At 72.4% G+C, this 22035-nt stretch carries 21 protein-coding genes; 10 read left to right on the top strand and 11 right to left on the bottom strand.

What is annotated here, in order from left to right; genetic code table 11:
* The first annotated feature begins 19 nt into the window (after nucleotides 1-19).
* Nucleotides 20-373, top strand: coding sequence for a cytidine deaminase (locus tag ACFYP4_RS06035; protein WP_388783203.1), 354 nt, complete (start codon nucleotides 20-22; stop codon nucleotides 371-373).
* 110 nt (nucleotides 374-483) lie between these two features.
* On the opposite strand, the gene ACFYP4_RS06030 is transcribed toward ACFYP4_RS06035, so the two are convergent.
* The gene (locus ACFYP4_RS06030) at nucleotides 484-822 is read right to left on the bottom strand and encodes a P-II family nitrogen regulator (protein WP_358851044.1); all 339 of its coding nucleotides are present in this window, start codon (nucleotides 820-822) and stop codon (nucleotides 484-486) included.
* The gene (locus ACFYP4_RS06025; RefSeq protein ID WP_388783200.1) at nucleotides 819-2126 is read right to left on the bottom strand and encodes an ammonium transporter; all 1308 of its coding nucleotides are present in this window, start codon (nucleotides 2124-2126) and stop codon (nucleotides 819-821) included. Before ACFYP4_RS06025 ends, ACFYP4_RS06030 begins: the two co-directional genes overlap by 4 nt.
* A 220-nt stretch (nucleotides 2127-2346) precedes the next feature.
* On the opposite strand from ACFYP4_RS06025, the gene era reads away from it, so the two are divergent.
* Entirely contained in the window at nucleotides 2347-3306 is a 960-nt protein-coding gene (era, locus tag ACFYP4_RS06020) for a GTPase Era (protein WP_358851046.1), read from the top strand.
* Between the two features lie 58 nt (nucleotides 3307-3364).
* On the opposite strand, the gene ACFYP4_RS06015 is transcribed toward era, so the two are convergent.
* From ACFYP4_RS06015 to ACFYP4_RS06000, 4 genes are all read right to left on the bottom strand, one after another.
* Nucleotides 3365-4180 carry a GNAT family N-acetyltransferase gene (locus ACFYP4_RS06015; protein ID WP_388783196.1) on the bottom strand — a complete coding sequence of 272 codons (816 nt, stop codon included), beginning with the start codon at nucleotides 4178-4180 and terminating at the stop codon, nucleotides 3365-3367.
* Between the two features lie 91 nt (nucleotides 4181-4271).
* Nucleotides 4272-5588, bottom strand: a complete 1317-nt coding sequence (locus tag ACFYP4_RS06010) for a GH1 family beta-glucosidase (RefSeq protein WP_388783193.1) — start codon at nucleotides 5586-5588, stop codon at nucleotides 4272-4274.
* Nucleotides 5589-5702: 114 nt separating this feature from the next.
* Nucleotides 5703-5969, bottom strand: a complete 267-nt coding sequence (locus tag ACFYP4_RS06005; RefSeq protein ID WP_358851049.1) for a protealysin inhibitor emfourin — start codon at nucleotides 5967-5969, stop codon at nucleotides 5703-5705.
* A 38-nt stretch (nucleotides 5970-6007) separates the two neighbouring features.
* Nucleotides 6008-7081: a M4 family metallopeptidase gene (locus tag ACFYP4_RS06000; RefSeq protein WP_358851050.1), complete on the bottom strand. Its 1074-nt coding sequence runs from the start codon at nucleotides 7079-7081 to the stop codon at nucleotides 6008-6010.
* A 320-nt stretch (nucleotides 7082-7401) separates the two neighbouring features.
* Between ACFYP4_RS06000 and leuA the strand changes: the two genes are divergently transcribed.
* The 3 genes from leuA to ACFYP4_RS05985 all read left to right on the top strand — a co-directional run bounded on the left by leuA (nucleotide 7402) and on the right by ACFYP4_RS05985 (nucleotide 11383).
* A complete protein-coding gene (gene leuA, locus ACFYP4_RS05995; protein ID WP_388783189.1) occupies nucleotides 7402-9123 on the top strand; it encodes a 2-isopropylmalate synthase in 1722 nt (573 codons plus the stop codon).
* 184 nt (nucleotides 9124-9307) lie between these two features.
* A complete protein-coding gene (locus ACFYP4_RS05990) occupies nucleotides 9308-10012 on the top strand; it encodes a TerB family tellurite resistance protein (RefSeq protein WP_358851052.1) in 705 nt (234 codons plus the stop codon).
* A 159-nt stretch (nucleotides 10013-10171) separates the two neighbouring features.
* Entirely contained in the window at nucleotides 10172-11383 is a 1212-nt protein-coding gene (locus tag ACFYP4_RS05985) for a sialidase family protein (RefSeq protein ID WP_358851053.1), read from the top strand.
* Between the two features lie 37 nt (nucleotides 11384-11420).
* Here the strand turns inward: ACFYP4_RS05985 and ACFYP4_RS05980 are convergent, their stop codons facing one another.
* From ACFYP4_RS05980 to ACFYP4_RS05960, 5 genes are read right to left on the bottom strand one after another with little or no spacing between them, the layout of a single operon-like run.
* Nucleotides 11421-12356: a dihydrodipicolinate synthase family protein gene (locus ACFYP4_RS05980; protein ID WP_358851054.1), complete on the bottom strand. Its 936-nt coding sequence runs from the start codon at nucleotides 12354-12356 to the stop codon at nucleotides 11421-11423.
* A gap of 9 nt (nucleotides 12357-12365) precedes the next feature.
* Nucleotides 12366-13463, bottom strand: a complete 1098-nt coding sequence (locus tag ACFYP4_RS05975) for an oligopeptide/dipeptide ABC transporter ATP-binding protein (RefSeq protein WP_388783183.1) — start codon at nucleotides 13461-13463, stop codon at nucleotides 12366-12368.
* A complete protein-coding gene (locus tag ACFYP4_RS05970; RefSeq protein WP_358851056.1) occupies nucleotides 13460-15448 on the bottom strand; it encodes a dipeptide/oligopeptide/nickel ABC transporter permease/ATP-binding protein in 1989 nt (662 codons plus the stop codon). The genes ACFYP4_RS05975 and ACFYP4_RS05970 overlap by 4 nt, the downstream gene beginning before the upstream one ends.
* 46 nt (nucleotides 15449-15494) lie before the next feature.
* The gene (locus ACFYP4_RS05965) at nucleotides 15495-16457 is read right to left on the bottom strand and encodes an ABC transporter permease (RefSeq protein ID WP_358851057.1); all 963 of its coding nucleotides are present in this window, start codon (nucleotides 16455-16457) and stop codon (nucleotides 15495-15497) included.
* Between the two features lie 23 nt (nucleotides 16458-16480).
* Nucleotides 16481-18109: an ABC transporter substrate-binding protein gene (locus ACFYP4_RS05960; RefSeq protein WP_388783180.1), complete on the bottom strand. Its 1629-nt coding sequence runs from the start codon at nucleotides 18107-18109 to the stop codon at nucleotides 16481-16483.
* Between the two features lie 220 nt (nucleotides 18110-18329).
* On the opposite strand from ACFYP4_RS05960, the gene ACFYP4_RS05955 reads away from it, so the two are divergent.
* From ACFYP4_RS05955 to ACFYP4_RS05935, 5 genes are all read left to right on the top strand, one after another.
* Nucleotides 18330-19091, top strand: coding sequence for a FadR/GntR family transcriptional regulator (locus ACFYP4_RS05955; RefSeq protein WP_388783834.1), 762 nt, complete (start codon nucleotides 18330-18332; stop codon nucleotides 19089-19091).
* A 145-nt stretch (nucleotides 19092-19236) separates the two neighbouring features.
* Complete coding sequence (locus ACFYP4_RS05950) at nucleotides 19237-19671, top strand: protein phosphatase (RefSeq protein WP_358851060.1); 435 nt, start codon at nucleotides 19237-19239, stop codon at nucleotides 19669-19671.
* Nucleotides 19672-19950: 279 nt separating this feature from the next.
* Complete coding sequence (locus tag ACFYP4_RS05945) at nucleotides 19951-20166, top strand: hypothetical protein (RefSeq protein WP_358851061.1); 216 nt, start codon at nucleotides 19951-19953, stop codon at nucleotides 20164-20166.
* A 199-nt stretch (nucleotides 20167-20365) separates the two neighbouring features.
* Entirely contained in the window at nucleotides 20366-21112 is a 747-nt protein-coding gene (recO, locus tag ACFYP4_RS05940; RefSeq protein ID WP_388783176.1) for a DNA repair protein RecO, read from the top strand.
* A 30-nt stretch (nucleotides 21113-21142) separates the two neighbouring features.
* The gene (locus tag ACFYP4_RS05935) at nucleotides 21143-21988 is read left to right on the top strand and encodes an isoprenyl transferase (protein ID WP_358851063.1); all 846 of its coding nucleotides are present in this window, start codon (nucleotides 21143-21145) and stop codon (nucleotides 21986-21988) included.
* Nucleotides 21989-22035: the final 47 nt, after the last annotated feature.

Below are 22035 nucleotides of genomic sequence, written 5' to 3'. Positions count from 1 at the left end.
GGGTCGATAAGCTCCTCGTATGACCGAGACTCCCGCCCTCGATCCCGAGGACCGCAAGATCGTCACCCTGGCCCGTTCCGCCCGGGCCCGCAACGGTGTGCCCGAGGGGGCCGCCGTACGGGACGAGACCGGACGGACGTATGTCGCCGGGACCGTCGGCCTGGACTCCCTGAAGCTGAGCGCGCTGCAGACCGCGGTGGCGATGGCGGTGGCGTCGGGGGCGACGTCGCTGGAGGCGGCGGCGGTCGTGACGGACGCGGAGGCCGCGTCCGCGGAGGATCTGGCGGCGGTACGGGATCTCGGGGGGCCCGGGACGCCGGTGCTGGTCGCCGGGGGCGACGGGGTGGTTCGGGCGACCGTCAGCGCGGGCTGAACCCACGTCGGGGGCGGGGTCCCACGGCCCAGGGCTGCGCCCGGCTTTCTCCTCGCACGCCGGAGGGGCTGGACTTCACCCCTCCGGAGAGCCGGGGTCGCCGGTTTGGGTCAGAGTGCGTCCGGGCCTCGTTCGTCGGTGCGGACGCGGACCACCGTCTCCACCGGTACCGACCAGACCTTGCCGTCGCCGATCTTGCCGGTGTGGGCCGCCTTGACGATCGCGTCGATCGCGGCGTCCGCGTCGGCGTCCCCGACGACGACCTCGATGCGGACCTTCGGGACGAGATCGACCCGGTACTCGGCGCCGCGGTACACCTCCGTGTGGCCGCGCTGACGCCCGTACCCGCTGGCCTCCGTGACGGTCATGCCGTTCACGCCGAGTTCCTGGAGTGCGGTCTTGACCTCGTCGAGGCGGTACGGCTTGACGATGGCGGTGATCAGTTTCATGCCTGGGCCTTGACCTTCTGGGCGTGGAGGACGGACGACGACACCGGGGCGCCGTGCCCCAGAACCCCGTGATCGTAAGCGGTCTCGGCGTGCACCGTAAGGTCGAGACCCGTCTGCTCCTGCTCCTCGTCGGCGCGGAAGCCCAGCAGCCTGTCGATCAGCTTCCCGAGCCCGTAGGTGACGACGAAGGCGTACGCCCCGACGGCCAGGACGGCGACCAGCTGCCTGCCGAACTGGCCGAACCCGCCGCCGTAGAGCAGCCCCTCGGCGCCCTTGGTCATCGACTCCGTCGCGAAGACGCCGATGAGGAGTGTGCCGATGACACCGCCGACGAGGTGGACGCCGACCACGTCGAGCGAGTCGTCGTAGTTCAGCCTGAACTTCCAGCCCACCGCGTACGAGCAGACGACACCGGCGGCGAGGCCGACGACGAGGGCGCCCAGCAGGGAGACCGAACCGCAGGACGGGGTGATCGCGACGAGACCGGCGACGGCGCCGGACGCCGAGCCCAGCGTGGTGGGGTGCCCGTCGCGGCGCTGCTCCACGAAGAGCCAGCCCAGCAGGCCGGTGCAGCCCGCGGCCAGGGTGTTGAGGAACGCGGCGGCGGCGAGACCGCTCGCGCCGAGTGCCGAGCCCGCGTTGAAGCCGAACCAGCCGAACCAGAGCAGACCGGCGCCCAGCATGACCATGGGCAGGTTGTGCGGCCGCATGGCGTCCTTCTTGAAGCCCAGGCGCGGGCCGAGGACCAGGCACAGGGCGAGTCCCGAGGCGCCGGAGGTGATCTCGACGGGCAGTCCGCCCGCGAAGTCCAGCGCGCCCAGTGCGTCGAGGATCCAGCCGCCCGGGCCCCACACCCAGTGGGCGACGGGAACGTATACGAGCAGCGCCCACAGCGGTACGAAGACCAGCCACGCCCCGAACTTGGCCCGGTCGGCGATCGCGCCGCTGATCAGCGCGGCCGTGATGATCGCGAAGGTCAGCTGGAAGGTGGCGAAGAGGAGGGTGGGGACCGTGCCCTGGACGCTGTCCGGGCCGAGGTCCGCCATCCCGGCGTGCTCCAGGCCGCCGATCAGGCCGCCGAACGCGTCGTCGCCGAAGGCGAGGGAGTAGCCGGCGGCCAGCCACACGACCGTGACCAGGGCGATCGACACGAAGCTCATCATCAGCATGTTGAGGACGCTCTTCGTGCGGACCATGCCGCCGTAGAACAGGGCGAGGCCCGGGGTCATCAGCAGGACGAGGGCGGTTGCGGCGAGCAGCCAGGCGGTGTCGCCGGTGTCGAGGTGCGGGGCGGCCAGGATCACGGTCTCTCCAGCGGTGCGGGGCGGCGTCCGACGTGCGGGGGCGTCGTCCGAGGGTCACCGGCCCGCGTTTCGGGTCGCGCACACGCACGTTTCCGGCGTGTTTCGTGTTGCGCGGGCGTTTCCGGGACCTCACCGGCCGCAGCCCGGGGGCGGGCCGGGTGATCCCGGCGGGGAAGTCCTCGGGAACCTTGGTACGGCGGCCGCCCGACGATCAGGGACAATGGGCGCCATGAGCGTTCGTACCGAGTCATCCGAGCCGTCCGAGGCCACACACCGCGCCGGCTTCGCCTGCTTCGTGGGCCGTCCCAACGCGGGCAAGTCCACCCTCACGAATGCTCTGGTCGGCCAGAAGGTGGCGATCACCGCGAACCAGCCGCAGACCACCCGGCACACGGTGCGCGGCATCGTGCACCGGCCGGACGCGCAGCTGATCCTGGTGGACACCCCCGGGCTGCACAAGCCGCGCACGCTGCTCGGCGAGCGGCTCAACGACGTCGTACGCACCACCTGGGCCGAGGTCGACGTGATCGGCTTCTGTCTGCCGGCGAACGAGAAGCTGGGCCCCGGCGACCGCTTCATCGCGAAGGAGCTGGCGTCGATCAAGAAGACGCCGAAGATCGCGATCGTCACGAAGACCGACCTCGTGGACAGCAAGACGCTCGCCGAGCAGCTCATCGCGATCGACCAGCTCGGCACGGAGCTCGGCTTCGAGTGGGCGGAGATCGTGCCGGTGTCCGCGGTCGCCGACGACCAGGTCGGTCTGCTGTCCGACCTGCTGGTCCCGCTCCTCCCGAAGGGCCCGGCGCTCTATCCGGAGGGCGACCTCACCGACGAGCCCGAACAGGTCATGGTGGCGGAGCTGATCCGCGAGGCCGCGCTGGAGGGCGTGCGCGACGAGCTGCCGCACTCCATCGCCGTCGTCGTCGAGGAGATGCTGCCCCGCGAGGACCGGCCCGCCGACAAGCCGCTCCTCGACATCCACGCCTTCGTCTACATCGAGCGGCCCAGCCAGAAGGGCATCGTCATCGGCCCGAAGGGCAAGCGGCTCAAGGAGGTGGGCATCAAGTCCCGCAAGCAGATCGAGGCGCTGCTGGGCACGCCCGTCTTCCTCGACCTGCACGTGAAGGTCGCCAAGGACTGGCAGCGGGACCCGCGGCAGCTGCGCAAGCTCGGGTTCTGAGGTCCCCGGGCCGGGGACCTCAGAACGCGTCCGCCGCAGGAAGCCCGGGTTTGCCGGCCTAGCCCTGGTCGGCGGGTTCCGCGATCAGGGCCGTGGCGACCCGGCGGAATCCCAGCCGGCCGTACATGCGGGCCACGTCGTCGTCCCCGGCCGACAGGAACACGGTGCCCGCACCGCCAGCCTCGGCGTCGGCCACCAGGGCCGCGGTGACGGCGAGCCCCAGGCCGCGCCGGCGGGCGGACGGCAGGGTGCCCACGCCCGCCACCTCGGTCACCGGGCCGACCGGCAGGTGCATCCCGGAGCAGAGCGCGACGCCGTCCTCGATCGCGGCGGCCAGCACGGTGCGGCCCGCCCGGATCCGGTCGGCGGCGTCGGGCACGTCACCGGCGCGCGCGGCGGTCTCGGCGGCCAGTTCGGCGGGCCCGGCCTCGCCGACGGCCGTGCCGGGGGCCGCGAAGGCCAGGTGCGGCACCGCGAGGGCACTGCCCAGGAACGGGTCGTCCGGGCCGAGGACGCGGACGAGGGGGTGCGGGGCGGGCAGGGCGACGTCGGTGTCCCGGACCATCAGCGGATGCTCGTGCACCCGCAGCCCGGACGCCTCGACGGCCTCCCGCAGCCCCGGCGTCACCTCCGCCACCCACTCGAACGCCTCGGGCACGCCGAGTTCGCGCTGCCGGGCCCTGACCCGGCCGACGTCCTCGGCGGTGGCCGCGGGCCCCTGCCACCCGAGCGCGGGCCGCGCGTAGTACGGCCAGCCGGGGCCCTCCCGGACGAACAGGGTGAGCGGTCCGAAGTCCTCCGCCCGGGCGGCGGCGCGCGGTACCGAGTCGTAGTAGTGCTCGAGAGGGCCGAGGGACTGGTGAGGGGTGGTCATGACCCCCCATCCAAGACCACGGGCACCGGTCGGGGCATCCGATATTCGGTCCGCCCCCCGCCGTCTCTCCCGGCGGGTGCTCCCGGCGCCGTCAGCCCCGCGCCCGCAGGGCGTCCCGCAGCCATTGGTACGACGCCTTCGGGGTCCGCTCCAGCGTGTCGCGGTCGACGTGGACCAGGCCGAAGCGGCGCGCGTACCCCTCCGCCCACTCGAAGTTGTCGAGCAGCGACCACACGAAGTAGCCGCGGACGTCGACGCCCGCCTCCGAGGCCCGGTGCAGCGCGCGGACATGCCCGTCCAGGAAGGCGATCCGCTCCTGGTCGTCCAGCCCCTCGTACGAGCAGCCGTTCTCGGTGACGACCACCGGCGGGAGCCGGTCGCCGTAGCGCTCGGCGAACCCGGTGAGCAGCTCGGTCAGTGCCTCCGGGACCACCGGCCAGCCGAAGTCCGTGACGGGGTATCCCTCCAGTTCCCTTACGGTGAAGGGGAGTTCGGCGGGCAGCGTCAGTCCGCCGAACTCGATCTCCGCGCCCTCGGGGGCGCCCACCTTCGTCGGCTGGTAGTAGTTGATCCCGTACCAGTCCAGCGGCTCGGCGATGACCTCCAGGTCCGCCGGGACGTCCCCCGGCAGCAGGTCGGCGATGCCCTCCGGGTAGCTCCCGAGCAGCAGGGGGTCCGCGAACAGGCGGTTGAGGAGGACGTCGTAGAAGTCGGCGGCCGCCACGTCCTCGGGACGGTCCGAGGCCGCCCAGGTCGGTCCGTGCGAGTTGGCGATCCCGATGTCCACCGCGCCGCCCGCGCGCAGCGCCCGTACCGCCAGACCGTGTGCCAGCAGCTGGTGGTGGGCCACCGGCAGCGCGTCGAACAGCAGCCGCTCACCCGGGGCGTGGGCGCCGAGCGCGTGGCCCAGCAGCGTGTGCTCGGCCGGTTCGTTGAGAGTGATCCACTTGTCCACGCGGTCGCCGAGGCGGGTGACGACGGCCGACACGTACTCGGCGAACCGGGAGGCGGTGTCGCGGTCCAGCCAGTCCAGCTCCAGCGGGAGGTCCCAGTGGAAGAGCGTCGGCACGGGGCGTACGCCCGCCTCCCGGAGCGCGTCGACCAGCCGGTCGTAGAAGTCCAGGCCGCCCGGGGAGTTCACCCGCGGCCAGGACACCGAGAAGCGGTACGCGTCCACTCCGAGGTCGCGCAGGAGGGCCACGTCCTCGCGGTAGCGGTGGTAGTGGTCGCAGGCCACCGCCGCCGTCGAGCCGTCCTTCACCCGGCCCGGCTCGGCGGTGAACGCGTCCCACACGGAGGCGCCGCGCCGGTCGGCCGCCCCCTCGATCTGGTGGGCCGAGGTGGACACGCCCCAGAGGAAGCCGGGCGGGAACTGCGGAAGGGGGTTCGTCGCCATGCGCGCGATCATCCGTACCGACGGTGAGGGAAGTCAACGGGCGGGCGCGGACTGCGAGTTGGCCGTCTCCCGCGGTGCGCGGGCATCACGGGTCCGCCGCCTTCGCCCAGAGCGCGGAGACCCGCGCTACGCACCCTCCTTCAGTACATGGGAGATCAGCTCGCGCTGCTCCTCCGTCAGCAGCGGGTCGGCCGCGTACACCGTCCTGCCGTCCACCGTGATCTCGTAGGCGAAGCCGTCCGGCACTCCGGGCGCGGGCGTGCCCCGGCCGGCGGCGACCGCCCGCTCGGCCAGGGTCCGCCACGCGCGGGCATCGGCCCGCCCCGAGGTGTCCACCTCCGCGCACCGCTCGATCCCCGCGAACCCGCCCGTACGCCGCACCTGAATACGCATGGGTCCTGTCTAGTACGAAAGCGTCCGGCGGGCCACGGCTACAGGGTGCGCACCCCGACCTGTTCCCACGCCTTGGACACGGCCTGGTGCTCCTCGCCGTCCCCGTAGCGGGCGCGTGCCGCGGCGACGGTCAGGGTGGCGAAGTCGGCGAACAGCGCGTCCGTACGCAGCTCCCCGCCGGTCAGGACGTCGTACCAGATCTGTCCCGCGCGCTCCCAGGCGTGGCCGCCGAGGGCCTGGGCCGCGAGGCAGAAGGCGTGGTTGGGGATGCCGGAGTTGATGTGCACGCCGCCGTTGTCGCGGCCGGTGCGGACGTAGCCGTCCATGGTCGCGGGCTGCGGGTCCTTGCCGAGGACGTCGTCGTCGTACGCGGTGCCGGGTTCCTTCATGGAGCGCAGTGCCCTGCCGGTGACCCGCGGGGCGAGCAGGCCCGCGCCGATCAGCCAGTCCGCCTCGGCGGCCGTCTGGCCGAGCGTGTACTGCTTGATGAGGGAGCCGAAGACGTCCGACATGGACTCGTTCAGGGCGCCCGGCTGGCCGAAGTACGTGAGGTTCGCCGTGTACTGGGTGACGCCGTGGGTCAGTTCGTGGCCGATGACGTCGACCGGGATGGTGAAGTCGAGGAAGATCTCGCCGTCCCCGTCGCCGAACACCATCTGCTCGCCGTTCCAGAACGCGTTGTTGTAGTCCCGGTCGAAGTGCACGGTGGCGTTCAGGGGCAGGCCCGCACCGTCGACCGAGTCGCGGGCGTACGCCTGGAGGTAGAGGTCGAAGGTGGCGCCGAGGCCCGCGTACGCCCGGTTGACCGTGGCGTCCGTGCCGGGTTCGTCGCCCTCGCCGCGCGCCTTCCTGCCGGGCAGGTCCTGGCGGTGGCCGGCGTCGTGGACCGTCCGGTGGGGCCTGCCGCTCTCCGCCTGCGGCGGTGCGGCCGCCGCGGGGGCGCCGAGAACCGTGGTCAGCCGGCGGTGGGTGCGTTCGAGGGCGTCGCGCTCCAGGGTGCGGCGCGCGGGTCCGGCGAGAGCGGGGTCCTCGTGGCGGGCGAGCCTGTCGAGGACGTGGGGCGGCACGATGGTGCAGAAGACAGGCTCGAGGCCTGCTCGATTGGCGGTCATGCGGGCACGTTCGCACTGCGTGACGCACCTGTCACCACCCGCAACCATGATTGGTGAAAAAGGGGCGATAAGGAACCTCTTCGTCCACTCTCCTGTGGTATAGCGCACCTTTTGTCCGTTACGGCCGAGCGGTCCCGCATACTGATACAGGCCCCCGCACGGAGCGCGGCTCGGCTAGGCTGCGGAGCATCATGCATTTCGGGCTGCTTCTTCTTAGCTGCCGCGGCGAGGGCCTGTAGTCGAGGCCGACCCCCTCCCCGCGGAGTCTGGCGTTGCGCCGTCGGCCGTCCATTCGGACACCTTCGAGGAGCCCTCGCATCATGCCGAACCGTCAGCAGCCCACCTCCATGCCGGTCCACAAGTACCGCCCGTACGACCAGGTCGACATCCCCGACCGGACGTGGCCGGACAACCGGATCACCGTCGCCCCCCGCTGGCTCTCCACCGACCTGCGTGACGGCAACCAGGCGCTGATCGACCCCATGTCGCCCGCCCGCAAGCGAGAGATGTTCGACCTGCTGGTGAAGATGGGCTACAAGGAGATCGAGGTCGGCTTCCCCGCCTCCGGCCAGACGGACTTCGACTTCGTCCGCTCGATCATCGAGGACGAGACCGCGATCCCCGACGACGTGACGATCTCCGTGCTGACCCAGGCCCGCGAGGACCTGATCGAGCGGACCGTCGAGTCCCTGGTCGGCGCCAGGCGGGCCACCGTCCACCTGTACAACGCCACGGCCCCCGTGTTCCGCCGGGTCGTCTTCCGCGGCTCCCGGGACGAGATCAAGCAGATCGCCGTCGACGGCACCCGGCTGGTCGTGGAGTACGCCGAGAAGCTGCTCGACGAGCGCACCGCCTTCGGCTACCAGTACAGCCCCGAGATCTTCACCGACACCGAGCTGGACTTCGCCCTGGAGGTCTGCGAGGCCGTCATGGACGTCTGGCAGCCGGGCCCGGACCGCGAGATCATCCTCAACCTGCCCGCCACGGTGGAGCGTTCGACCCCCTCGACGCACGCGGACCGCTTCGAGTGGATGAGCCGCAACCTGACCCGCCGCGAGTACGTCTGCCTCTCCGTCCACCCGCACAACGACCGGGGTACGGCGGTCGCGGCGGCCGAGCTGGCGCTGATGGCCGGCGCCGACCGCATCGAGGGCTGCCTGTTCGGCCAGGGCGAGCGCACAGGCAACGTCGACCTGGTCACCCTGGGCATGAACCTGTTCTCGCAGGGCGTCGACCCGCAGATCGACTTCTCGCAGATCGACGAGATCCGCCGCACCGCCGAGTACTGCAACCAGATGGAGGTCCACGCCCGCCACCCGTACGTCGGCGACCTCGTCTACACCTCCTTCTCCGGCTCCCACCAGGACGCCATCAAGAAGGGCTTCGACGCCATGGAGGCCGACGCCGCCGCCAGGGGCGTCAGCGTCGACGACATCGAGTGGGCCGTCCCGTACCTGCCGATCGACCCGAAGGACGTCGGCCGCTCCTACGAGGCCGTCATCCGCGTCAACTCGCAGTCGGGCAAGGGCGGCATCGCGTACGTCCTGAAGAACGACCACAAGCTGGACCTGCCGCGCCGGATGCAGATCGAGTTCTCGAAGATCATCCAGGCCAAGACGGACGCCGAGGGCGGCGAGGTCACCCCGAAGGACATCTGGGCGATCTTCCAGGACGAGTACCTGCCGAACCCGGAGAACCCCTGGGGCCGTATCCAGGTCAAGACCGGTCAGACCACGACGGACAAGGACGGCGTGGACACGCTGACCGTCGAGGCGTCGGTCGACGGCGTCGACACCGTCCTGACCGGCACCGGCAACGGTCCCATCTCCGCGTTCTTCGACGCCCTGCAGTCCGTCGGCATCGACGTACGGCTGCTCGACTACACCGAGCACACGATGAGCGAGGGCGCGTCCGCGCAGGCCGCCTCGTACATCGAGTGCGCCATCGACGGCAAGGTCATGTGGGGAATCGGCATCGACGCGAATACGACACGTGCCTCGCTGAAGGCCGTCGTCTCCGCCGTCAACCGAACGGCTCGCTGACGAGCCTGACCGGCGCCTTTCGGGGCCCGTCCCGCCTGATGAGGCGGAACGGGCCCCGTCGTTTACCGGCCAAACCCGGGCCGGGGCAGGCAGAGGTCTCGCCCGGGGTACTGACTCCGCGTCGACAATGTGGCTAACATCACGCCAACGCGGCGATGCTGCCGCGGGGTTACGGAGGTGCGACGTGCTGCCAGGATGGGGACGAGACGACCGTATTGTCCGCGATGGTCGTGTATCCCGCGTTCTAGGCACCCGCACCGCGTGGACCGCCGCCGGTGACGGCGAGTTCTTCTGCCCCGGCTGCGGGGGCGACCGCAACTACCAGCGGCTGACCGGCCGCCGCCGCTTCACCCTCCTCGGTGTCCCGCTCCTCGCCCGCGGCGAGACCGGTCCCGTCGTCGAATGCGCCGCCTGCCGCGGGCACTTCGGCACCGACGTCCTCGACCACCCCACCACGACCCGCTTCTCGGCGATGCTCCGCGACGCCGTGCACACGGTCGCGCTCGCGATCCTCGCGGCGGGCGGCACCTGCTCCCGCGCCGCCCTGGAGACCGCGGCCGCCGCGGTGCGCGCCGCCGGCTTCGACGACTGCACCGAGGAGCAGCTGAACGCCCTCGTGGAGGCCCTCGCCGCCGACACGGGCCGCTTCTTCGGCGAACCGTGCGGGGCGGGGCTGGCCATCGAGCTCCACGAGGCCCTCGACCCGCTGGCGCCGCACCTCGCCGCCGTCGGCAGGGAGGCGGTCCTGCTCCAGGGCGCCCGCATCGCCCTGGCCGACGGCCCCTACACGCCGGCCGAGCGGGACGTCCTCGCCACGGTGGGCGCGGCGCTCACGATCTGCTCGGACGACGTGACCCGGCTGCTGGCGACGGCGCGTACGCCGTCCTAGGACTTCGTGGGCCGGGTCCCCGCGTGCGCAACGCCGTGCACACGCCGTGCGTGGGCGGGTGTTGCCGAGCCGTCCGGGGCGCAGTAGCTTCACCGGGGCCCACGGACGTCCCACGTCCCACGTCCCACGTCCCATGTCCCTCGCAGTCCCGGGAGCGTCATGACCCTCACGAGCCGTACGACCGCGTCGGCCGCGGCCGCGGGACTCCTCGCCGCCCTCGCGGTCACCGGAGCGGGGGCCGGCGCCGCGTCCGCCGCCCCGGCCGCCGCACGGGGCTGCACCTCGTCCGTGCCCTACACCGCGGGCCGGGACGGTTACGACACCTACCGCATCCCGGCGACCCTCAGGACGCCCACCGGTACCGTGCTCGCCTTCGCCGAGGGCAGGCACGACGGCGCGGGCGACACCGGCGACATCGACGTCGTCCTCAGACGCTCCTTCGACGGCGGCTGCACCTGGGGGCCACTGCGCGTCGTCGCCGCCGGGAACGGCGACACCCGGGGCAACCCGGCACCCGTGATCGACCCGCGGTCCGGCCGGATCGTCCTCGTCACCTCGTACAACGCCGGAACCGTGACCGAGGCGCAGATCATGCGCGGGGAGGTGACGCCCGCGCGCAGCCGCCGCGTCTTCGTGCAGACGAGCCGCGACGACGGGCGCCGCTTCTCCGCCCCGCGCGACATCACGGCACAGGCGAAGCGGCCGGACTGGCGGTGGTACGCGACCGGGCCGGGACACGCGGTCGCCCTCACCCGCGGGCCGCACGCCGGGCGCCTGGTCGTGCCGTCCAACCACTCCGCCGCGCCGCCCGAGGGCTCCGCCGACACCGGCCAGGAGGCCAGGTACTACGGCGCCCACGCCCTGCTGAGCGACGACGGCGGCCGCAGCTGGCGGCCGGGCTACGCCGACGACTCCTACGACGGGCACGACAACGCCAACGAGAGCAGCGCCGCCGAACTGGCCGACGGACGGCTCTACTTCAGCGCCCGGGACCAGAACGGGACCAGCGCGGGCAACCGGCTCGACAGCTACTCCAGCGACGGCGGGCGGACACTGGACCGGCCGTACGCCGTGCAGTCCACCCTGGACGACGTGCCGGTCGTCCAGGGCAGCGTGCTGCGACTGAGCGGGGCGAACGGTCCGCTGCTCTTCTCGGGGCCCTCCGTCCCGAACGCCCGGCAGGCGATGGCCGTCTGGCGCAGCGGGGACGCCGGGGCGACCTTCGTCCGGGCGGTGACGCTCTCACAGCGCCGGGCGGCGTACTCCGACCTCGTGCAGCTGAGTGCCGGCAGGGTCGGCGTGCTGTACGAGACGGGTACGGCGGGACCGTACGAGACGATCGAGTTCCGCCGGGTGCCGCTGAGCGGTTAGCCCCCGCCGGCCTTCCGGCGCCGGGGCGGAGAACCCCTCACAGCAGCCCCGCCGCCGCCAGGTACTTCCCCACCCGCTCCACCTCTGCCTCCGACAGGGGCACCTGCGGCTCCGCCGTGGCCGGGCACGCGATGACGCCCCGGAGGTGCAGCGCGGCCTTGAACGCGCCGAGCGCCGACGAGCTGCTCCCCATCCGGCCGGGGTCCCCGGCCCCCACCATCCCGAACAGCGCGCACAACCTCTCCTGCTCGGCCCGTGCCCCCGCCCGGTCGCCCTCCCGGCAGAGCCGGTCCAGCCGTACGTACCCGGCGGGATCGACGTTCCCGAGGCCGGGCACGACGCCGTCCGCCCCCAGCGCGAGCGCGGCGTCGGCGATCAGCTCGGAGCCGGTCAGGACGGTGAAGCGGGCGATGTCCGGGTGCGCGCGGGCGCCGAGCACGACCGTACGGAAGGCGGCGAGGTCGCCGCTGGAGTCCTTGAGCCCGGCCAGGGTGCCGTCGGCGGCGAGTTCGAGGACCAGCTCGGCGGACAGCTTGGTGTGGACGCCGACGGGGAGGTCGTAGGCGAAGACCGGTACCGGCGATCGGGCGGCGAGCAGCCGGTAGTGGCGGGCGATCTCGGCGGGATGGGTGCGGGTGTAGAAGGGCGCGGTGGCCACGACGGCGTCCGCGCCGGCGGCGGTGACGGCCGCGACGTGGTCGAGGACGCGGGGGGTCGTCATGTCGATGGCTCCGGCGAGGACGGGCAGCCGGCCGGCGACATGACCGGCCACGGTCTCCACGACCAGTCTGCGCTGCGCGTCCGTCAGATACGCGGCCTCCGACGTCGAGCCCAGGACGAACAGCGCGTGCACCCCGCCCGCCACCAGATGGTCCACCAGCGCGACGAGCGAGCGGACGTCCACCTCGCCGTCCGGTGTCAGGGGCGTGCAGACGGGCGGTACGACACCGCGCAGCGGGGCGGGGATCGACATCGGTGCTCCCTAGGGCTGTTGCTGGGCCGGGATGCCGGCCGGGGTGACGGCCGGGGAGGGCGCACCCGTCGCGGCGGTGGCCTGTGCCACCAGGTCCCGCGTCGACTGGTCCTCCTGCACAGGATGGTGGCAGCGGAAGCGGTGCTCCGGCGAGGACGCCGCCGCGAAGTCCGGCATCAGCTCGGCGCAGACGTCGTCGGCCTTCCAGCAGCGGGTGCGGAACGGGCAGCCGCTGGGCGGGCGGGTCGCCGAGGGCACCGGGCCGGCCAGCGGGATGGGGTCGATGGGGTCCAGCAGCCCGGGCGTCGCGGAGAAGAGGGCGCGGGTGTACGGGTGCCTGGCGCGGTCGGTGACCTCCTCGGCCGGGGACTCCTCGACGATCCGGCCCAGGTACATGGTGACGACCCGGTCGCTCATCCGGCGCACCGTCTGGATGTCGTGCGAGACGAACACCAGTGCCAGACCGAGGCGTTCCTTCAGGTCGAGGAGGAGGTTGAGGATCTGGGCGCGTACGGAGACGTCCAGGGCGCTGGTCGGCTCGTCGGCCACCACCAGCTCCGGGTCGAGTGCCAGGGCCCGCGCGATCGCCACGCGCTGGCGCTGACCGCCGGACAGCTGCCCCGGCAGGCCGTCGGCCAGCGCGGCCGGCAGCCCGACCAGCGACATCAGCTCCCGGACCCGGTCCTCCCGCTGGGCAGGCGTGCCGCGCCGGTGCACGTCCAGCGGGTCGCGCAGGATCCGCCGGATCGTCAGCCGGCGGTTCAGCGCGGTCGACGGGTCCTGGAAGATCATGCCCGTGCCGCCGCCGACGGCCAGGCGCCGCTCGGCGGGTTTCATGGTCCACAGGTCGCGGCCCCGGAAGGACACCGTGCCCGACGTCGGCCGCTCCACCCCCACCAGCACTTTGGCGAGGGTCGACTTGCCGCAGCCGGACTCCCCGACCACACCGACCGTCTCGCCGGGCGCGACGGCCAGGTCGGCTCCCGTGAGCGCGTACACCCGGTCCCGGGTGAACAGGCCGCCGCTGCGGGCCTTGTGGACGACATGGGCGCCGGACAGCGTGACGAGCGCGCTCGTGCGGTCGTTCCGCCCGCTGTGCGTGGTCACGTGACGGCCTCGTTCCCGGTGGCGGTGGCGGCCCCCGCGGTCAGGTCGACCGCGGGGTGGTGGCAGGCGGCCGTGTGCGCGGCCCGGCCCCGCAACGGTGGCGCCACCGCCCGGCAGACCTCGCCCGCCAGCGGGCAGCGGTCGGCGAACCGGCAGCCCGCCGGGAAGTCGGCGGGGGAGGGCACGACTCCCCTGATCTGCGTCATCCGCACGGCCGCCGACTCCAGCGACAGCACGCTGCCGAGGAGCCCCCGCGTGTAGTGGTGTGCCGGTGCCTCCACCAGGTCCGCGGTCACGCCCGTCTCCACGATCCGACCGCCGTACATGACCACCACCCGGTCGGTGACGTCGGCGACGAGCGCGAGGTCGTGCGAGACGAGGACCAGGGCGAAGCCGAGTTCCGCGCGCAGACGCAGCAGCAGTTCGATGATCTGCGCCTGGACCGTCACGTCGAGCGCGGTGGTCGGCTCGTCGGCGACGATCAGCCGCGGGCCGCGGGACAGCGCCATGGCGATCAGGACGCGCTGGCGCTGGCCTCCCGACAGTTCGTGCGGATAGCTGCGCAGGGTGCGGGCGGGATCGAGGCCGACCAGGGCCAGCAGTTCGGCGGGGGTGCGGTCGCCGCCCCTGCGGACGACCTGCCGCAACTGCGCGCGGATCGTCATCGCGGGGTTGAGGGAGGACAGGGCGTCCTGGTAGACCATCGCCATCTCGTGCCCGAGCAGCCGGCGCCGGACCCGCATCGGTTCGCCCGTCAGCTCCCGGCCGTCGAAGCGCACCCGGCCGCGGACGCGCGCGCCCTTCGGCTCCAGGCCCATCACCGCCAGTGCGGTCAGCGACTTCCCGCAGCCCGACTCGCCGACCAGGCCCAGGACCTCACCGCGGTGGACGTCGAAGCTGATGCCGTCGACGATGTCCACCCCGCCGTGCCGGGCGTCGAACCCGATGGCCAGGTTCTCCACGGACAGGACCGGCGGCCCGGCCGGCAGCGGCCTGGCCCGGGACCGCAGGCGTCGTGCGGCCTCGGTGAGCCCCGGCAGTTCGAGGACCCGGCCGCTGCCCGGCCGGGGTGCCTCCAGGGGATCCGCGTCCCTGCGCGTCGCGACCTCGCGGGCGGCCGGCGCCGCCCAGGCGTCGGAGACCCCCTCGGACAGGATGTTCAGCGACAGGACGGTGACCAGCATCAACAGCCCGGGGAAGACGGTCGCCCACCAGCCGCCGGTCAGCACCATGTTCTTGCCGTCGGCGATGACACTGCCCCACGACGGGTCCGGCGGGCGCACGCCCGCGCCGATGAAGGACAGCGACGCCTCGAAGACGACGGCCTCGGCGACCTGGACGGTGCAGAACACCAGCACGGGGGCGGCGCAGTTGACGGCCACGTGCCGCAGCACGATGTGCGGGGTGCGGGCGCCGATCACCCGCTCCGCGGTGACGTAGTCCTCGCCGTACTGGTCGAGGACGTTCGCCCGGACCACGCGGGCCACCGGCGGGGTGAACAGGAACGCGATCGCGCAGATCAGGACGGTGATGCCGCCGCCGAACACGGCGACCAGGACCGCCGCGAGCGCGATGCCGGGGAAGGCCATCACGACGTCGAGGCAGCGCATCAGCGTCTCGTCGACGGCCTTGCGGGAGGTCGCCGCGACCGCGCCGAGCAGGGCTCCCGCGAGGAGGGCGAGCGCGGTGGCGCCCAGGCCGATGGCGAGGGACCAGCGGGCGCCGTGCATCAGGCGGCTGAGGATGTCGCGGCCGAGGCTGTCCTGGCCCATCCAGTGCGCGCCGGACGGGTGGCCGCTGCCGTCCACCGGGGTCTGCTGGTCGAGCGGGTCGTGCGGGGCGAGCAGCGGGGCGGACACCGCCAGCAGGACGACCAGGGCGAGGAAGCACACCGCGGCCTTGGAGAGCGGCGGCAGCCGGCGCAGGCCGCGCAGCCGGACACCTGGACGGGAGAGCGCCTCCGTCAGACGCGTACGAGTGATCATCGGACCATGTCTCCCGGGGTGGTCGCCGGGCGGCGGGCCGCGGGGGTCACCGGGCCGCGTCCCGCAGCCGCGGATTGACCAGCAGGTAGAGGATGTCGATGGCGAGGTTCACGACCACGAAACCCGTGGCCGTCGTCAGGACGACGCCCTGGACGACCGCCGGATCACCGTTCTTCACCGCGTCGATCATCAGTTTGCCCATGCCGGGCAGGGAGAAGATCGTCTCGATGACGACCGCCCCGCCGAGCAGATACCCGACCCGCAGGCCCAGTACGGTCAGCGGATTGATCAGGGCGTTGCGCAGGACGTTCCGGCCGACGACCACGACGGGCGGCAGCCCGCTGCCGATCGCCGTCCGCACGTAGTCCTTGTCGAGTTCCTCCACGACGGCCGTGCGCACGATCCGGGTGAGCTGGGCCGCGACCGGCAGCGACAGCGCGAAGGCCGGCAATGTCATGGTCTTCAGCCAGCCGGTCGGCGAGTCACCGGGGTTGACGTAACCGCCGGTCGGGAACCAGCCCCGGCCGACCGCGAGGTACTGGATCATCAGCAGCGCCAGCCAGAAGCCGGGGGCCGCGACGCCGGTCAGCGAGACGACCCGGATGACCTGGTCGGGCAGCCGGTCCCGGTGGATCGCCGCGGTGACCCCGCCGAGCAGCGCGAGGACCACGGCGATGCCCAGCCCGAGGAAGGTGAGCTGGAGGGTGAGCGGCAGCGCGGTGGTGACCTGGTCGGCGACCGGGGCCCGGGTCAGCGCGCTGATGCCCAGGTCGCCGTGGAGCAGGTCGCCGATGAAATGGACGTAGCGCACCGGGAACGGGTCGAGCAGACCGTTCTCCTCCCGGAAGTCGTGCAGTTGCCGGGGTGTCGGGTTGGCGCCCTGGAAGAACGCGGACGCCGGATCGACGTCCGAGAAGCGCATCACCAGGAACACGAACAGCACGATGCCCAGCAGCAGCGGCACCAGCAGGGCGATGCGGCGGGCCAGAATGCGGGCGACGGTGACCACGGACGACTACTCCCGCCCGCCGGTCAGGCCCACTTGGCCTGGAGGAGGTTGACGCCCGGGTAGGGCTGGGCGCGCACGCCCGTGATCCGCTCCGGGTCCCAGGCCGTCATCAGCTCGTTGTGCACCACCGGGTAGAGAACGGCCTGTTCCGCGACGACGTCGATGTAGTCCTGGATCATCGTCTTCTTGCGGTCGGGGTCGGGCTCCCGCGTCGCCTGGTCCATGTCCTTGAAGAGCTTCCTGGCCACGGGGTCGCCGGCCCAGCGGGCGTAACCCATCCACAGGTTCTGGGGGCCGTGGTTGTAGTGCATGATCAGGTCGGCGTCGAGGCCGAACTGGTTCGGGTTCGAGGCGGCGGCCACCACCTGGTAGTCCCGCTTCTGGTCCATCTTCGTGAACACGGCCGTGGTCTCCTGCGGCGAGAGGGTGGTCCGCACGCCGACCGCGTCCCAGGACGCCTTGATGGTCGGCAGACAGTCCACGATCCAGCTGACGTTGACCGCGAGGATGTCGATCCTCAGCCCCTCGGCCCCCGCCTCCTTCAGGAGTCTGCGCGCCCGGTCCGGGTCGTACGTGTAGACGGTCTTGGCGGGCCGGTGGGCGGGGTTGGCCTCGTTCAGGAAGGAGGTCGCGGCCCTGCCGTGCCCCTTCAGGGCGACCTCGATCATCTTGCCGGTGTCGATGGCGTAGTGCAGCGCCTGGCGGACCCGCACGTCGTCGAAGGGCTTGTGGCGGGTGTTGAACATGAGGAAGAGGTTGTTCATGCCGGCCCCGCCCCGGACGGTCATGCCGCTCTTCCTCAGCTGCTCGATGTTGGCGTAGGGGATGTTGTCGGCGATCTGCGCTCCCGCGCTCGCCCCCGAGATCTTCGCGACGCGGGGTGCGGCGTCCACGATGGTCAGCCAGTTCATCTTCGCGAAGGCCGCCTTGCGCGGGCCGTTGTAGTCGGCGAAGGCCTCGAAGGTGGTGTTCGACTTCGGGTGGTGGGCGGTCTGCCGGTAGGGACCCGAGCCGACCGCTCTGCCCTTGATCGCCTCGTCCCAGGCGCCCGGTTTCGAGAAGACGTGCTTCGGCATGATCTTCGCCAGGGTGAGCCGCGAGATCCCCTCGGGGAAGGGGAACTTGAGGATCAGCTCGACGTTCTGCGCGTCGATCCTGCGGACCGTCCTGAGCCAGCCGGCGAAGAAGCCCTTGGCGAGCGTCTGCGTCCTCGGGTCGAGGATCCGGTCGAAGACGAAGACGACGTCGTCCGCCGTGACGGGCCTGCCGTCGTGGAACGTGGCGCCCGGGCGCAGCCGGAACTTCCAGGAGATGCCCGTCAGATCGGCGGGCACCTCGGTGGCCAGGGCCGCGTACGGTTCGCGGGAGATCGGGTCGGTGTCGAGCAGGCCCTCGTAGATGTGGTTGTTGGCGGCCATGCAGAACGCGGACGCGGTCTGCGTCGGATCCCAGCTGCCGTCGTTGCCGTAGCCGATGACGGCGGTCAGGGTGCCGCCCTCGCCCCCCTTCCCGCCGCCGGTGTCGTTCGTGGACTCGGGCCCGGACGAGCAGGCGGACAGCGACGAGGAGACGGCGGCGGCCGCGCCCAGCGCGCCGCCGTACTTCAGGAACGACCGGCGGTGCGGCGCCGGAACGGGGGTCACGTCGCGCACGGTTCCTCCAGCAGGAGTGGGAGAGCGGCTCGAACGAGGGGAGATACGACGTCCTACGTCATGGGCGGCAGCGCGACCATAGGAGGGGCCGCGAGGACGGTCAAGGGGTGGCGCACGAATGGCGCGTCTTGCACGGGTGCGACCGACGGAGCCGTGAAACCAGGGCGGTTGAGGTTTGATCCGGCGCGAGGTGGGACGTCCGATGTCGGGCGAGCGTACGATGCGGCCCATGGTTGAGGAGACCGGGAACCGGCCCAGGCCCGCCGGGACGCGCATCGCCCGTGAACGGCGGGTGAGCAGCCAGATCCAGCGCGAGGTCGTGCAGCTGATCCTCGACCGCAGGCTCAAGGCGGGCGCCTCGCTGCCCACCGAGACCGAGCTGATGGAGGACCTCGGAGTGAGCCGCAACTCCGTCCGCGAGGCACTCAAGGCCCTCCAGGCCCTGGACATAGTCGAGATCAGGCACGGCTACGGCACCTATGTCGGCCAGGCCTCGCTGACGCCCCTCGTCGACGGCCTCACCTTCCGCACGCTCGCCCGGCAGGACGACGACACCAGCGCGCTGACCGAGATCCTCCAGGTCCGCGAGGTGCTGGAGGAGGGCCTGATCCGCCGGGTCGCGGCCACGCTCTCCGAAGCCGAGCTCGACCGCCTCGAAGCCGTGGTCGCCCGGATGGAGGAGGCGGGTGGCAAGGGGCTGCCCTTCCCCGAACTCGACCGCGAGTTCCACGAGTTGCTCTACGCCTCGCTCGGCAACGCCCTCGTCCCGCAGCTCCTCGGCGCCTTCTGGACCGTCTTCCGGCGGGTCGCCGGCGCCCGCGGCTGGACGGACGACCCGGCGCCCGGGCTGACCGTCCGCCGCCACCGCGACATCGTCACGGCCCTGCGCGCCCGTGACGTCGAGGCCGCGCAGCGCGCGATGGCGGACCACTTCCGCGGCATCGAGTCCCGGGCCGCTCAGGAGTCCCACGGAGTGGGCTGACCGGGCCGCACGGGACGGGGTCCCGTCCTCCAGTGGGCGGGCCGTTCGGTGTGGCGCACGTGTCCAGCGCCGGGCGGACGCTGCGCGCGGGGCACGTGTCCCGTGGCGGGACCGCTCGGCGTTCGGTGCGTCCTACGCTGGGGCGGTGACCGACACCTGGAACCCGGCCGGGGCCGGAGTGCTGCGCCTTCCCTCCGGGCGCCTGGTCCGCGGCCGTGCCCTGCGCCGCCCGCTCCCGGCCGACGCCCCCGTCCCGGCGTACGCCGTGTACCTCCTCGGCGGCCGGCCGCCCGAGGTGCCCTGGGAGTCGTACTGGCTGCGCTGGCCGGACTTCCGGCTGCCGGGCAGCCGTGCCGAGGCGCGCGAGGTGCTCACCACCGCCTGGGAGCGCGCCGCCGTCCAGCGCGTCGAACTCGCCTGCGGCGGTGGCCGCGGCCGCACCGGGACGGCCCTCGCCTGCCTGGCCGTCCTGGACGGGGTGCCGCCGGCGGAGGCCGTCGCGTTCGTCCGCGCCCACTACGACCCTCGGGCCGTGGAGACACCCTGGCAGCGGCGGTACGTGCGCCGCTTCCCGGACTGAGAGCGACGCCTGAGGCATCGTCCGCCGCGCACACGAGTGCGCCGGATCCCGCCGCGCACGTGCGGAGTCCGGACCGCCGGCGAGTGTAGACGCGGTGCGTCACGTTCCGCATGCGAAGAGTGAAACTCGCAGGCGGCGGGGAGCACGGGAGGGGCGGAAACACGTACCGCCCCGGGCGGGTCGGCGCCCCACGTCGACGAGGCGGAGGAAGCAGTGAAGGAATCGCGGGCGGCAGGAGCAGGGATCCCGGCGACGTCCACCGGCCGCCCGGATCTCCCGGTGAAGCCGCCGATCGGGGCGCACGCCGTAGACCTCCGCACCGGACGGGTGGGCGTCGTGATGGGGCACGAGGGGCCGTACGTCCAGCTGAGGCCGTACGGCGGCGGCAGGGAGTGGGACTGCGAGCCGGACGCCGTGCGGGGTGCCACCGCGGCGGAGCGGCTCGGCGCCGCCACGGCGTACGCCGTCGCACGCACCCGCCGCGAGGTGCCCTGAAGGGCGACCGCCCGCGCCGGAAGGAGGCCGCCCGGCCCGGAGCACGGACGCCGTGGGCGAGAATGGGAGGCATGAGTCTGTTCCGCGACGACGGCACCGCGCCGCGCACCCGGACGCCCGGTGCGCCGGGCCGCGCCGGGCCGTGGCCCGCCGGGGACCACCGGCCGCCCCGCGGGCCGGACGAGCGCGGGAGCGGGCGATGAGTCTCTTCCGGGACGACGGCATCGTCCTACGCACCCAGAAGCTCGGGGAGGCCGACCGCATCATCACGCTGCTGACCCGCGGACACGGGCGCGTGCGGGCCGTGGCGCGCGGAGTGCGGCGCACCAAGTCCAAGTTCGGAGCGCGCCTCGAACCCTTCTCGCACGTGGACGTGCAGTTCTTCGCGCGCGGGAGCGAGCTGGTCGGGCGCGGGCTGCCGCTGTGCACGCAGAGCGAGACGATCGCCCCGTACGGCGGCGGGATCGTCACCGACTACGCGCGCTACACCGCGGGCACGGCCATGCTGGAGACCGCGGAGCGGTTCACCGACCACGAGGGCGAACCCGCCGTCCAGCAGTATCTGCTGCTGGTCGGGGGACTGCGCACCCTCGCCCGCGGCGAGCACGAGCCGCACCTCGTCCTGGACGCCTTCCTGCTGCGCTCCCTCGCGGTGAACGGCTACGCGCCCAGCTTCACCGACTGCGCCAAGTGCGGGATGCCCGGCCCGAACCGGTTCTTCTCGGTGTCCGCGGGCGGCTCCGTCTGCGCCGACTGCCGGGTGCCCGGCAGCGTCGTACCCTCGGCGCAGGCGCTGGAACTGCTCGGCGCGCTGCTCGCGGGAGACTGGGGGACGGCGGACGCCTGCGAGCCGCGGTACGTCCGCGAGGGCAGCGGTCTGGTTTCGGCCTATCTGCACTGGCACCTGGAGCGCGGCCTGCGCTCCCTGCGCTACGTAGAGAAATAGACGTACGGAAATCAAGGAGACGAGAAGCACATGGTCGTACGCGGGATCCTGGGACGCCAGCGCCGCGAGTACAAGGCGCCGGAGCCGCATCCGTCCGGCGCCACGGCGCCGAAGCTCCCCGGCGAGCTGGTCCCCGGCCATGTGGCGGTCGTCATGGACGGGAACGGCCGGTGGGCCAAGGAGCGCGGGCTGCCGCGCACCGAGGGGCACCGGGTCGGTGAGGGCGTCGTCATGGACGTCCTCAAGGGCTGTCTCGAACTGGGCGTGAAGAACCTGTCCCTGTACGCCTTCTCGACGGAGAACTGGAAGCGGTCGCCCGAGGAGGTCCGCTTCCTGATGAACTTCAACAAGGACGTCATCCGCCGTCGCCGGGACGAGATGGACGAGCTGGGCATCCGCATCCGCTGGGTCGGCCGGATGCCCAAGCTGTGGAAGTCCGTCGTCCAGGAGCTCCAGGTCGCCCAGGAACAGACGCGGGACAACGACAGGATGACGCTGTACTTCTGCGTCAACTACGGCGGCCGGGCCGAGCTCGCGGACGCCGCGAAAGCCCTCGCCGCGGATGTCGCGGCTGGCCGGCTCGACCCCGGCAAGGTCACCGAGAAGACGATCCAGAAGTACCTGTACTACCCGGACATGCCGGACGTCGACCTGTTCCTGCGGCCCAGCGGTGAGCAGCGCATCTCCAACTACCTGATCTGGCAGTCCAGTTACGCCGAGATGGTGTTCCAGGACGTGCTGTGGCCGGACTTCGACCGCCGTGACCTGTGGCGCGCCTGCGTCGAGTACGCCTCCCGCGACCGCCGCTTCGGCGGCGCCGTCCCGAACGAGGACCTGCTCGCGATGGAGGCGGCCATGCGGGGCAACCCGCAGTAGCGTCCGCACGCCACGAGGGCGGGGTCCGGCAGCGCACCACGCTGCCG

The organism is Streptomyces sp. NPDC005551 (genome assembly GCF_042871785.1).
Taxonomy (GTDB): domain Bacteria; phylum Actinomycetota; class Actinomycetes; order Streptomycetales; family Streptomycetaceae; genus Streptomyces.
Note: the sequence above shows the minus strand (reverse complement) of the source record. Positions and strands in the feature narration are given on the sequence as shown.